Annotated in this window: 10 protein-coding genes and 1 pseudogene; all 11 read left to right on the plus strand. The window is 72.8% G+C overall.

The window, feature by feature from the left end; translation table 11 throughout:
- Window positions 1-11: 11 nt before the first annotated feature.
- The 11 genes and pseudogenes from E6W39_RS42360 to E6W39_RS36975 all read left to right on the plus strand — a co-directional run bounded on the left by E6W39_RS42360 (window position 12) and on the right by E6W39_RS36975 (window position 13,171).
- The gene (locus E6W39_RS42360; RefSeq protein ID WP_228718567.1) at window positions 12-641 is read left to right on the plus strand and encodes a DUF11 domain-containing protein; all 630 of its coding nucleotides are present in this window, start codon (window positions 12-14) and stop codon (window positions 639-641) included.
- Entirely contained in the window at window positions 638-1,336 is a 699-nt protein-coding gene (locus E6W39_RS36935) for a DUF4255 domain-containing protein (protein ID WP_141637169.1), read from the plus strand. Before E6W39_RS42360 ends, E6W39_RS36935 begins: the two co-directional genes overlap by 4 nt.
- Complete coding sequence (locus tag E6W39_RS36940; RefSeq protein ID WP_141637170.1) at window positions 1,333-3,438, plus strand: ATP-binding protein; 2,106 nt, start codon at window positions 1,333-1,335, stop codon at window positions 3,436-3,438. The genes E6W39_RS36935 and E6W39_RS36940 overlap by 4 nt, the downstream gene beginning before the upstream one ends.
- Window positions 3,439-3,578: 140 nt before the next feature.
- A pseudogene (locus E6W39_RS36945) lies at window positions 3,579-5,122 on the plus strand (phage tail sheath family protein).
- Window positions 5,123-5,224: 102 nt separating this feature from the next.
- Window positions 5,225-5,665, plus strand: coding sequence for a phage tail protein (locus E6W39_RS36950; protein ID WP_101378846.1), 441 nt, complete (start codon window positions 5,225-5,227; stop codon window positions 5,663-5,665).
- A complete protein-coding gene (locus tag E6W39_RS36955; RefSeq protein WP_141637171.1) occupies window positions 5,662-6,132 on the plus strand; it encodes a hypothetical protein in 471 nt (156 codons plus the stop codon). Before E6W39_RS36950 ends, E6W39_RS36955 begins: the two co-directional genes overlap by 4 nt.
- Entirely contained in the window at window positions 6,129-6,287 is a 159-nt protein-coding gene (locus E6W39_RS40060; protein WP_180356310.1) for a DUF6760 family protein, read from the plus strand. Before E6W39_RS36955 ends, E6W39_RS40060 begins: the two co-directional genes overlap by 4 nt.
- Before the next feature lie 3,528 nt (window positions 6,288-9,815).
- Window positions 9,816-10,127, plus strand: coding sequence for a hypothetical protein (locus E6W39_RS36960; RefSeq protein ID WP_141637172.1), 312 nt, complete (start codon window positions 9,816-9,818; stop codon window positions 10,125-10,127).
- Window positions 10,128-10,194: 67 nt separating this feature from the next.
- Window positions 10,195-10,620: a phage tail protein gene (locus tag E6W39_RS36965; RefSeq protein ID WP_101378843.1), complete on the plus strand. Its 426-nt coding sequence runs from the start codon at window positions 10,195-10,197 to the stop codon at window positions 10,618-10,620.
- Between the two features lie 65 nt (window positions 10,621-10,685).
- A complete protein-coding gene (locus E6W39_RS36970; RefSeq protein ID WP_141637173.1) occupies window positions 10,686-11,408 on the plus strand; it encodes a CIS tube protein in 723 nt (240 codons plus the stop codon).
- Window positions 11,405-13,171, plus strand: a complete 1,767-nt coding sequence (locus E6W39_RS36975) for a VgrG-related protein (protein ID WP_141637174.1) — start codon at window positions 11,405-11,407, stop codon at window positions 13,169-13,171. Before E6W39_RS36970 ends, E6W39_RS36975 begins: the two co-directional genes overlap by 4 nt.
- The last annotated feature ends 27 nt before the right edge of the window (window positions 13,172-13,198 follow it).

A 13,198-nucleotide genomic window follows, 5' to 3' on the forward strand; every position in this document is an offset into this window, starting at 1 on the left:
CCGGCCCGGGTGTGTCGATCAGCGCCCAGCCGAACCCCGGCTACGTCGGCGGCCATGTGACGGTCAGCTACACGGTGCGCAACGGCGGGCAGGCGCTCGCCACCGGGCTGACCCTCACCCTCGGCCTGCCCGCCGGTCTTCCCACCGAGCCGCTGCCCCCCGGCTGCCCGGGCGGCACCTGCCAGTTGGGCGACCTGACCCCGGGCAGCAGTGAGGTGGTGCAGGTGGTGCTGTCACCCAACGCGGCGCTGCAGACCACCATCACCGCCACCCTCACCACCACCGGCACCGACGCCGACCCGGGCCCGCACACCGCCAGCACCCCGCTTCAGATCCTGCAGCCGCAGATCGTCGCGGTGCCGCCGATCGGCAAGCCCGGCTTCGTCACCTCCGTGCGGGGCAAGGACTTCCCGCCCGGCGTGCCGGTGCAGTTCACCTGGCAGCCCGGCATCACCGCCGCCGCGGCGCCCACCTACCCGGCCGCCGACGGGACCTTCGCCGGCCAACTGCTCATCCTCCCCAAGGACGAGCTCGGACCGCGCACCATCACCGCCAGCGGACCCGGATTCTCCCCGGTCACCTGCCCGTTCCTGGTGGTGACCGGCACCATCGGCCCGCCCGAGGAGGTGCAGCGGCGATGATCCACGAGGTCGATGAGGCACTGCGACTACTGCTCACCGAGAGCGGCCTGCCGGAACGCGGCATCGAGCTGGTCTTCGACTCGCCCACCCGGGACTGGGCCGCGCGGCGCAACGCCCCGACGGTCAGCGTCTTCCTCTACGGGATCCGCGAGGACGTGGCCCGCCGACTCGGCGGAGACATCGAGGAGCACGACGAGGACGGCGTGGTGGTGGCCCGGCACAGCGCGCCCCGCTGGTTCGAGCTGGCCTACCTGGTGACGGCCTGGACCAACCGGGCGCAGGACGAGCACCGGCTGCTGTCCGAGGTGCTGTGGTGCCTGACGTCGACGGACGCGCTGCCCGCCCGGCTGCTCACCGGGAGCCTCGCCCGACTCGGGCTCGCCATCGGGCTCGACACCGGCGGGCCGGGAGACGGCATGCCGTCGGTCTCGGACGTGTGGTCCGCGCTCGGCGGCGAGTTGAAGCCCTCGATCGACCTGCGGGTGCGGGCCCCGCTGACCGGCGAACGCAGCCCGGCCGGGCCGCCGGTCACCGAGGGGCTGGTGGTGCGGGCCACGGACACGACCCAGGGTCCCGATGCCGAGCGGCGGCTGCGGTACCGCGAGGGCACCGATGCCGGTTCGCACGGGTTCGCGGCGCCCCGGGACCGTCCGCTGCCGCCCGGTCGCCGACGGCGTGGCGGTGCGGCGCGATGACGCTCCTCGACGCCGGGCCGGCGGAGAGCACGGACCACCTGTGGGACCGGCTGCGCCACCTGGAGCAGCGGGTCAGGGCGGCCGTGCGCGAACGCCGGGCCCACGACCCGGACCCGGACGACCCGTACCGCGGCCAGTACCTCACCCCGGAGGCGGCCGAGCGGCTGCTGGCCGCGCCGGCCGCCTCGGGCGGGCTCGGCCTGGACCTCGGCGAACCGCCGCCGCCCCGGCCCGGATCGCGGCTCGCGCGGCTCGCCGACAGCTTCGGCCTGCTCCCGATCGACCTCGAACTGCTGCTGGTGGCCCTGGCCCCCGACCTCGACACCCGGTTCGAGCGGCTCTACGGCTACCTCAACGACGACCTGACGCTGCGTCGGCCGACCGTCGGGCTCGCCCTGGAGCTGTGCGGCCTGCCGGGAGCCGGTGCCGGGCGGTTCCGCTTCGCCGCGCGGGCACCGCTGATCGCCGGCGGGCTCCTGGAGATCACCGAGCCCGAGCGTCCGCTGCTCTCCAGGGGGCTGCGGATGCCCGACCGGGTGACGGCCCATCTGCTCGGGGACGACGAACTCGACAGCGCGCTGCGCGGCCTGGCCCACCACGGTCGGGCCACCGGCCTGGCCGCCGAACCGGTCCGCCGGATCCGCGCGGCCGCGGCGACGGGCAGCGCACTGGTGCACCTGCTGGACCACGGCGGCACGGCCAGCCGACTGGCGGTCGACGCGCTGGCGGGGCTTGGCGGGCCTGGCGGGGTTCATGGGCTTGGTGGGCTTGACGGTGTTGGCGGGCCGCCCCTGGTCGTCGACGCCACCGCGCTCGCCGCGCGCCCCACCGATGCCCTGCTGCGGGTGCTGGCCCGGGAGGCGAAGCTGAGCTCAAGCGGCGTGGTGCTGGGTCCCCTTGACGCGCTGGAACCCGAACGCCCCGAGCAGTCCGGCCTGCTGCGCAAGCTGTGTGCGGAACTCGCCGGTGTGCCGCTGATCGTGTACGGCGCCCGGGCCTGGGACCCGTTCTGGGCCCGGGAGAGCCCGGTGGTGATCACCGTCCCGCCGCCCGACCCGGGTCGGCGGACCGAGCAGTGGGAACGCGCGCTGGGCGGGCCGTTGGACGATGAGCTGGCCGCGGCGGTCGCCCCCTACCAACTGGACGAGGACCAGGTGGCCAGGGCCGCCGCCGTGGCGGCCAGGACGGCGGCGGCCGATCAGCGCCCGATCAGCGCCGACGACCTGCGAGCAGCGGTGCGGAGCCAGAACGGCGCGGGCCTCGGGCGCCTCGCTCGGCGGATCGAACCCGCGGTCGGCTGGGACGACTTGGTACTGCCGGAGCTGACGCTCAGTCAGCTCAAAGAGCTCGCCCTGCGGGTGAAGCACCGCGACCGGGTGCTGGGCCAGTGGCGGATGCGGCCCGGCGGCGGGCGCGGGCGCGGGGTGATCGCCCTGTTCGCCGGCGAGTCGGGCACCGGAAAGACCATGTCCGCCGAGGTGGTCGCCGCCGAACTCGGGATGGAGCTCTACGTCGTGGACCTCTCCACCGTCGTCGACAAGTACGTCGGAGAGACCGAGAAGAACCTCGAACGCATCTTCACCGAGGCCTCCCGGGTGAACGGCGTGCTGCTCTTCGACGAGGCCGACGCGATCTTCGGGAAGCGGTCGCAGGTCAAGGACGCCCATGACCGCCACGCCAACGTGGAGTCGGCCTACCTGCTGCAACGCATGGAGTCCTTCGACGGGATCGCGGTGCTGACCACCAACCTGCGGGCCAACCTGGACGAGGCGTTCACCCGGCGGCTGGACGTCATCGCGGAGTTCCCGGTGCCCGACGAGGACCAGCGACGTGCCCTGTGGGAACGCTGCCTCGGCCCGCGGATCCCCCGCGGCGACGATCTCGACCTCGGTTTCTGCGCCCGGCACTTCGAGCTCGCCGGCGGCTCCATCCGGGCCTGCGCGGTGACCGCCGCCTATCTGGCGGCCGAAACCGGCCGCCCGCTGGACATGGTCCAACTGCTGACCGCCGTGCGGCAGGAGTACCGCAAGCTCGGCCGCCTGGTGCTGGAGAGCGAGTTCGGGCCCTGGCTGGGCGCCCTCGGGGAGCGGCCGTTCGCCTGAGCGGCCGTGACGGCGGGTACCTGCGGCGATGCCCGCCGGGGCAGCTTCCTTGCCCCTGGTCCGGGACCTGAGGACATGTCCGGGAGGCAGGCCGGGCAGCAGACTCGGGAGCGAATGACGGGCCAGCAGAAGGAGTGAGCATGCCGTCGTACCTCACCCCGGGTGTGTATGTGGAGGAGGTCCAATCCGGTGCTCGGCCGATCGAGGGCGTCGGCACAGCCGTCGCCGCTCTGGTCGGGTTCACCGAGACCGGACCCTTCCACGAACCCACCTTGGTGACCAACTGGGACCAGTACGTACGGCAGTTCGGAGGCTTCAGCGAGGGCACCTACCTGCCCCACGCCGTCTACGGATTCTTCGCCAACGGTGGTGGTGCCGCCTACGTCGTGCGGATCGGCGACCCCGCCCGGTCGGCGACCGGCAGCGGTGCGCCCGCCTCCATCGCCGCGCCCACGCCGACCGCGATCGGGGGCTTCCTGATCTCGGCGCTGCCCGGCGCGGGCGGCGATGTCTCCGTCGAGATCGCCGACGCCGAGGGCGAGAACGTCCCGGAGGACCGGTTCCGACTGCTGGTCCGCAAGGGCGGCACGGTCGCCGAGACCTATGACGTCTCGACCCGCAAGAACACCAAGGGCTATGTCGTCACCCAGCTGCGGGAGTCCAAGCTGGTCGCGGTCACCGAGCAGCCCGGCACCGCGCCGAGCCGTCCGGAGAGCCAGACCCTCGCACTCTCCGCCGCCGCCCAGGCCCCCGCACCCGCCGGAGGCGGCCGCCGGGTCGACCCCGCCGAGTACGTGGGCGACTCCGCGGCCCGCACCGGATTCGCGGGCCTGGAGGCGATCGACGAGATCACCATGGTCGCGGTGCCCGATCTGATGAGCGCCTACCAGCGCGGTGAGATCGACGAAGAGGGCGTCCGGACCGTGCAGTTGGCGGTGATGTCGCACTGCGAGCAGATGGGCGACCGGATCGCCGTGCTGGACACCCCGCCCGGCATGACCGCCCAGCGGGTGCGCAGCTGGCGCATGGACGAGGCGGGCTACGACTCCCGGTACGCCACCCTCTACTACCCGTGGATCAAGGTGTTCGACCCGGCGAGCGGCCGCAACGTGCTGGTCCCGCCGAGCGGTCACATCGCCGGGGTGTGGGCGCGCAGCGACGCCGAACGCGGTGTGCACAAGGCGCCGGCCAACGAGGTCATCCGCGGCGCGGTCGACCTGGAACTGCGGCTCAGCAAGGGCGAACAGGACCTGCTGAACCCGATCGGCGTCAACTGCGTGCGCGCCTTCCCCGGGCGCGGCATCCGGATCTGGGGCGCCCGGACCCTCGCCTCGGACCCGGCCTGGCGCTACCTCAACGTTCGGCGGCTCTTCAACTACCTTGAGGAGTCCATCCTGCTGGGCACCCAGTGGGTGGTGTTCGAGCCCAACGACGACCGGCTGTGGTCCAGCATCCGCCGCAACATCACCGCGTTCCTCACCGAGGAGTGGCGGCGCGGTGCGCTGTTCGGCCAGTCCGCCGCGGAGGCCTTCTACGTGAAGTGCGACCGCGACAACAACCCCAGGAGTCCATCGATCTCGGGCAGGTCATCTGCGAGATCGGGGTCGCCCCGGTGAAGCCGGCCGAGTTCGTGGTGTTCCGGCTGTCGCAGTTCTCCGACAGCACCAGCCTCGTCAACGAGTGATCTGGCAACGGTCTGGCAAGGGTTCCAGCAGTAAGTGACCAGCACGGTCGGAATTGGATGACCCGTGTGGTCACCACTAGCAACGGGAGGTGAGAAGCGGCCATGGCTGAAGGCGACCCGCTCTCCACACACATATTCGGCGTCCAGCTCGGCGGGTTCAACGTCGAGTACGTCAAGGAAGTCAGCAACCTGACGGTCGACCAGGACGTCGTCGAGTACAAGCAGGTGAGCCAGCAGGGCAAGTTGATCGTCCGCAAGCAGCCCGGTGCGCGGCTGCCCGGCGAGGTGACGATCACCCGCGGTCTCGACAAGAGCTCCGCGTTCACCAAGTGGATCAACGAAACCCTGAACAACGGTGCCATCAACACCGCGCGGCAGAACCTGACCATCGAGGTCAAGGACACCACCGGCGCTACCCTGCGGCGGATCCAGCTGATGAACGCCTGGGCCAGCAGGTGGGAGGGGCCCACCCTCACCGCCGGCGAGTCCGCCGCCGCCACCGAGACCGTGACCATCGTCTTCGAGGAAATCCACGTCGAATGAGGCGAAAGATCGGTCTTGAGGAACTCCTCGAGCAGGCACCGGCGTCGGCCGCGCAGCAGTCCAGCGCGCCGCCGCCGGTGCGGCCTCGACAGGCCACACTGCACACGGAGTTCGAGTTCGAGCTGCCGCGCGGGTACGTCGATGCGGACGGTGTCGTGCACCGGGACGGCGCCATGCGCCTGGCCACCGCACGGGACGAGCTGATGCCGCAGATCGACCTGCGGGTCAAGGAGAACCCCGCGTACCTGAGCGTGGTGCTGCTCAGTCATGTGATCACCCGGCTCGGTACCGTCACGGACATCCACGCGGGCGTGGTCGAGGGCATGTACGCCACCGATGTGGCGTTCCTGCAGGACTTCTACCAGCGCATCAACAGCGAAGGCCACACCCGCGCGGCGGTCACCTGCCCGCACTGCGACGGGGCGTTCGAAGTCGACCTCGCTGGTGGGCGCCTGGGGGAATCGTGACGTACGCGGCCACTCGGCTCTACGAGGAGGTCGCGTACATCGCCTACCACTTCCACTGGCCGCGGGAGTCCGTTCTCGACCTGACCCACCGCGAGCGGGCGCAGTGGGTACGGGAGATCGCGCGGATCAACACCCGCGTCAACGAGGGCGGGTGAGTTGAGTGGGGTGGCTACGGGACCGGTTCGGTCGGGCTCGGGCGGGGTGAGTGGTGCGGCCGGCGGTGGAGCCGGCGTCGCAGGTGGCTCGGCGTCGGGTGAGGGTGGCGCGGGCGCGGGCGCGGGCGGTGGGGTGAGTGGCGGAGAAGGCTTGAGCGGTGGAGAGGGCTTGAGTGGTGGAGAGGGCGCAGGGGCTGGTGCGGGCAACGGGGTTGGCGGTGCGGGACGCTCCGGCGGTGCCGGGGACGGGGGTTGGCGTGCGGTGGCGCCCATGACGCCCACCATCATGCGGGCGACGGGCGGGGTCAGTGACGGGCTGCGGTTCCGGTCGCGGCTCGCCGCCTGGCAGAACCCGTCGCAGACCGGGAGCCTCGGGCACGCGGTGCTGCCGTCGGCGCCCGTGGGGATCCTGCGGGCCGTGGCGCGGCCGTTGGTGTCGGGTGTCGGGTCGGCCGGGGGCGGTGGCCCGGAGCTGCGGTATGCGGTGCCCCGTGCGGGGAACGCCGGTGGGGCAGGGGAGTTCGGGACTTCCGGGGAGCCTGCGGAGTCTGCGGCATCCGGGGCGGTGCAGGGCGGCCGGGCGGTGCGTCGGGTGCAGCGGGCGGAGGGTGCGCGGCGGCGGTTGCGGGTTGCGGCGGTGGGTGCGGCGGGTGGGGGAGTGGTTGGTGGGGGTGTAGTTGGTGGGGGTGCTGCGCTCGCAGGTTCTGGTGGTGATGGTTCATCGGTGACCAAGGCTTCGGAGGGGGCGGGTGGCGCTGCTGGGCCTGCCGCTTCCGCCGGTTCTCCGGCAGCTGCTTCCTCTGGTGGCGGGCGACTCCGGGCCGGTGAGGCGCCGGCCGTGCAACTTCGCCGGATTTCCACGCCGTTGACCGTATCCTCGCGCCCCTGGACCTTGCCCACGCGTACGGTCGCCGTGGTTCAGCCGGCTGCCGACGTGCGCTCGACCGGCGCTACCCTGCCGGCGGATCGGTCCGGCGGCGGGGAGCTGCTGCCGGCGACGGCCGCACCGGCGGATCCCGCCGGCCCGTCCGCGTCTGCCCCGGAGTGCAGCGTGTCGCCGCCGAGGGTTCCGCGCCGGACCGGCGCACCGAGCCGACGGTGCAGCGTGCCGCCGCGCCGGGCCGCCCGGTGCTCGGCGCGCCGCTGACCGCGCTGCCCGCGAGCGCCGCGCCCGCTGCGGGGGCCGGCACCAGCGGGGCAGGTCCGGCGACCCCGCCGATGCCGATCGTGCCCAGGCCCGCCCAGGCGGCGGCTGGGGGAGTGGGTGGCGCCGAGGGGCAGGGTTCTGCCTCGCCGGCGGGCCGACCGGAGCGGGAGACCCGCGATGCGGCGCAGGTGCAGCGTGCGTCGCGCGGCGGTGGCGGTTCGTCCCGCCGGGAGTCGGCCGGGTCGGTGCCGTCCGGCGGTGTGTCCGGAGGCGCCGGCGTCAGCTCGGTACAGCGGGCGCCGCGTCCTTCCGGGGCGTCGGCCGCCGGTGTGGAGAGCGGCGGGCGTGCCAGCGGCTCGGGCGGGTCGGTGCCGTCCGGCTCCGCGTCGGGTGGTGCGGCGGGTGGAAGTGGCAGCAGCAGTCGTGGGAGTGGCTCGGGTGGGCCGGCTCAGCCCGGTTCCGTGGTCGGCGGTGCGGCGTACGTGCAGCGGGTGTCCGTTGAGGGTGGTGCGGGTTCCGCTGGTGCGCCTTCGGGTGGTGCGGCGGGTGGAAGTGGCAGCAGCAGTCGTGGGAGTGGCTTGGGAGGGCCGGCTCAGTCGGGCGCCGTGGTCGGCGGTGCGGCGTACGTGCAGCGGGCGTCCGTTGAGGGTGGTGCGGGTTCCGCTGGTGTGCCCTCGGGTGGAGCGGGCAGTGACGGCCGTGCCGGTGGCTCTGCCGGGTCGACGCAGTCCAGCCCCGTGCCTGGGGGCGCCGCGCAGGTGCAGCGTGCGCCCGGGTCGGGCCCTGCCGGGTCGGCGTCGGGGACCGACTCCACCGGCCCGCGGACGCGTGGCGGACTGGGAGCCCCACTCAGTGCGCTGCCGCCGAGCGCCGCGGTGTCGAGTGGCGCCGCCCCGCTGCTTGGCGGGGAGGGGATCGCTCGGCGGATCACGAGCGCTGGGGCGAGGAGCGGCACGGGTGGTGGGAGCGGATCGGCCTCCGTACCCGCGCCTGTGCAGTCGGTCGCATCGCCCGAGCTGGTGGTGCGCAGCGAGGGCACGCCCCGCGAGGCTGCCTCGACGCTGGACGCGGCAGTCGTTCAGCGCGCCGGCGACGGCGGTCCGGTCCGTCGCGCACGAGGCGGCAGCAGCGCGCCAACAGGCACTGAAGCGGCCCGAGTCGAGTCGCCGAATGCTGAGCGGGGTGCTGCCCGCTCGCAGGGTGGTGCGGTGTCGGCCGACGGTAGGCCCGTCGCGCCGTCGCGCCCGCTGATCGGCGTCCTGGGCGCGATGCCCACCGTTCGGCTGAGCAACTCTGCCCAGGGCGTCGGCGGCGCCGTGCAGCGCGCGGTCGAGCCCATCCAGCGCACCCGGGCGCTGCTCGGCGAGCGCCGCCCAGGGTTCACGCTCGCCACGCCGGCGATCAGCCCCGCACCGGCCGCCGGCGGGGCGGCGAAGCCGGCCGTACCGGTGGTCAGGGCGGCATGGCCGCAGCGCCAGGCGACGACCACTGAGGCTTCGGCTGCCGAGGAGCCGGCGGTACAGCGGAGCACGCGAGGCCCGGCCTCCGCTGCCCTGCGCCCCTCATCGCGTGAGTCGCAGCGCCGTGGCGGCACCTCGTACTCGGCGCCGTCCGCACGCCCGATGGGTCCGGCCCCGAGCGCGGCCTCATCGCCGTCTCGTGGTGTGAGCGGTGGCCCGCAGTCGTCGGCGCCCACCAGCGATCGTGGTGCGGCGTCATCGGCGACTCCTGGCGGTGGCGCGGGGTACCCGAGCGTGCAGCGCTCGGTGTCCGGCAACCCGCTCCCGGCCGGGCCGACCGCGCCATCGGGGCTGTTCGGGCGGGTCGTGCGGCGCTTGGTCTCCGGTGCCCCGACGACTCTCGGGGGTTCCGCAGCCGACATCGGCGACCAATCCGGCAACTTGCCCACCACCCAGCCGACCGCCCAACCGACGTACCCCAGCGGCACCGTGACCCAGCCGGCCGTCCAACGCTCCGCACTCGGAAGCCTGCCCCCGGTGCGACCGCACGCCCGATCGGCGACCCCGGGCGGCGTCGCGCCCAACCTGGCCGTTCGGCGCTCCGCACCCGGTACCCAACTCCCGGCCCAGCCAGCCCAGTCGGCCGACCAGCCCGGCTACCCCGGCGCCCCTGGCCCGCGTACCTCCGCGCCCGCCCCCGTCGTCCCCCTGGTGCGCCTCGCCCCACCGTCCAGCCCGGAATCCCCGACGAGCCTCCAGCGCCTGCCGGTTGGGGCCCGCCCCGCTCCGTCACCCGTCACCCAGCCGTCAGCCAGCCCTCCGTGGACCCCCGCCACCCTCACGGGTTCACCGATCCGACCGCTCTCGCCCTCCTCACCGCAGCCGCAACCGTCGTCCGCCACGGCCCAGGTCCTGCAGCGCGTGGCCCAGCAAGCCGGCCTGGTCGGCGTGCCGTTGACCGCTGTCCCCGCCCGCATGCCCACCGTCCCGCAGTCCGCGTCCGCGTCCGCACCCGTGCAACGCAGCGCCGGCAGCACGCCCTCGCCCGCTGCTCCAGCATCGATCACCGTCTCACGCGCCCCCGCCGCCGCACCCCCGGCAAACCCCGCACCCACCGTCCCCGATGTCGACGAGCTGGCCCGGCGCCTGGTCGAACCCGTCGGCCGGCTGCTGCGCGCCGAACTGCGCAGGGGGAGGGAGCGCGCCGGACGGCCCTATGACAGTGGTCGCTGACCAGGCCTGACACCACACCGCCCCACTCGCCAACGGGCAAGGCACGCAACCGAAGTACGGAACAGGGATGACCGACAACATCTTCGCCTCGAGCATCTTCTTCAGGCTCACCATCGGTGGCAACGACCTGGGGGAGTTCGCGACGTGCTCGGGACTCGGCGCCCAGGTCGAGATCGAGCAGTACCAGGAGGGCGGCAACAACGGTTTCGCCTACCAACTGCCGGGCCGCATCACCTGGTCGAACATCACCCTGACCCGCGCGGTCACCAAGGACACCACCAAGATCGCGCGTTGGTTGGACGAGATCATCCGGCGGGTGCAGCCCAAGGACGGCGAGATCGTGGCGCTGCAGCCGGACGGCACGCCGATCGTCAGCTGGCAGGTGCTCGGCATCGTCCCGGTCCGCTGGGAGGGGCCGACGTTCGACCCCAACAGCTCCCAACCCGGCCTGGAGACCCTGGAGATCGCCCACGTGGGCCTGCGCCCGTCCTGACCCGAGCCCCGCCCGCTCGGCCCCCCACTCCCCGTCCACCGCAACCCGATCGGAGAAGCGACAGGATGTCCTCAGCGGTCCCCGCGAGCGTCACCCGGGCCCAACTGACCATCATGGAGCCCCCGTCGACGGTCGGTGGCCAGCCTGGTGGGGCATTGGCCACGCTGCAGCTCCAGTTCAACCCGGCCACCCTCAGCCTGAGCAAGTCCACCGAGTGGCGCCGCACGCCCTCCCGGATGGCGGGCGAGTCCGCGCTGCCCGAATTCGTCGGCGCCGGACCGCGGTCGCTCTCGCTGGAGGTGTTCCTCGACGCGACGGCCACCCACGACGACTCGGTGGAGCAGGCCGTGGAGAAGCTGATGAAGGGCTGCGTTCCCACTCCGAGCAGCTTGGACCGCAAGAAGCCGTCGAGCCCGTGGGTCCGGCTGGACTGGGGCACCTCGCGGACCACGTCGTTCAACGGGGTGATGGCCGCGCTCTCCGTCAACTACACGCTCTTCGACGTCGACGGCCACCCGCTGCGCGCCACCTGTTCGCTCACCATCGAGGAGGCCAGCGTCGACCCGGCGGGTCAGAACCCGACCTCCGGTTCCCTGGACGCCCGCAGCATCCACCGGGTGATCGCGGGCGACACCCTGCCGATGCTCGCCTGGCGCGAGTACGGCGATGCGACGGCCTGGCGCACCATCGCCGAGGCCAATGACATCGACGATCCGATGGTGCTGACGCCGGGTATGGAACTGATCGTGCCGGGAATCGACGAGTCGTCTCAGGCGGTGCGGTCATGACGACGCCGGAAGCGCGCAGCGGCCGCTCGTTCGCCGCGGATCCGATCGTCTCGGCGCCGGGTCCGCTGCCGCCGGCCTGGGTGAAGCAGTTGGTGTCCTGCGAGATCGACCAGAGTGTCGGGCTGCCCGATACCGTCGTGCTGTCGTACCGCGACGCGAACCACACCTTCCTCAGCGACACCGGGATCACCATCGGGGCTCAGCTCCAGGTCTCCGTGGTCACCGTCCAGGGGAACACCCAGGTAAAGCTGTTCAGCGGCGAGGTGACCGCACTGGAGCTGGACGTGGACGGCACGGGCTCCTACACCGTGGTGCGGGCCGCCGCACTCACCCACCGCCTGATGCGCGGGCGCCGAGTGAAGGCCTACCGCAACATGACGACCTCCGACATCGTGCAACAGGTCGCCGCGGGCGCCGGGTTGAGCCTGGGCCGGGTGGACTCGTTCTCCGTCGTCCACCAGCAGCTCTCCCAAGCGAACGTCTCGGACTGGGAGTTCCTCCAGTATCTGGCGCAGGAGAACGGTGCGCTGCTGCGCGTCGACGAGACCGGGCTGCTGGAGTTCGTCAAGCCCGAGCCGGCCTCCTCGGCGCCGGCGCCGTCCACCCCGGCGCCGCAGAGTCCGATGGTGCTGGAGTACGGCCGCAACCTGATGGCGCTGCGCGGGGTGCTGACCGGCGCGGGCGGCGCGAACACGGTCGAGGTGCGCGGCTGGAACGTCGCCACCAAGAACGCCCTGGTCGCCACCGAGCCGTCGGTGACCAGCCAGACCGTGCAGCCCGGCCTGAGTCCCACCACCGGGGCCACCGGCTCCGCGAAGCTGACCGTCACCGACACCCCGTACCGGACGCAGGCGGAGACCACCAGCACGGCCCAGTCGGTCGCCGCCTCGGTCGCGGCCGGATTCGGCGAGTTGGAGGCGGTCGTCGAGGGCAACCCGCAGCTGCGGGCCGGGACCCCGGTCGCCCTGGGCAACGTCGGTCCCGCTTTCTCCGGCCGCTACACCGCGACCGCGGTGCACCATGTGCTGGAGCCCTACCGGGGTTACCGGACCACCGTGGTGGTCAGTGCGGCGCCGGACCGCTCGCTCGCCGGGCTGGTCCTCGGGGGCAACGCACCGCAGCGCGGCGCCCGGATGCCGGGACTGGCGATCGCCGTGGTCACCGACGTCCGGGAACCGGGCGACGGGCAGCGCGGCTGGGTGAAGCTCAAGTTCCCCTGGCTGGACGACACATACGTGTCCGACTGGGTGCGTACGGTGCAGTGGGGAGGGCAGGGCGGCGGCGGGGTCTTCAGTCCGGAGGTCAACGATGAGGTGCTGGTGGGCTTCGAGCAGGGCAGCCTCGACAGCCCCTATGTGCTGGGCGGGCTCTACAACGGCGTCGACAAGCCCTCGCAGCACGAGGTGCCGCTCATCGACGCGGGCTCCGGCAAGGTCAACCGTCGCTCGCTGGTGTCCCGTTCGGGCAACCGGCTGGAACTGCTGGACGTGCCGGGCGGCCAGTCCGGGGTCCGGCTGGCCAGCGGCGACAACAAGCTGGAGGTGCGGTTGGACGAGCAGCGCGGCGAGATCAAGCTGACCGTCTCCGGCGGCCTGGGAGGCGGGAGTTCGGTGACGCTCTCGGCTTCCGGTATCACGCTCGACGCGGGCACCGGAGAGGTGAAGGTGACCGGTGGATCGGTGACCGTCAACGGTCAGACCGCGGTCACCGTGAACGGTGGCGTGGAGGCCGTGCTCAAGGCCGATATCGTTCGCATCAACTGACGAAGCCGACTGACCAAGCCCACTGAC

This window comes from Kitasatospora acidiphila (assembly GCF_006636205.1).
GTDB lineage: Bacteria > Actinomycetota > Actinomycetes > Streptomycetales > Streptomycetaceae > Kitasatospora > Kitasatospora acidiphila.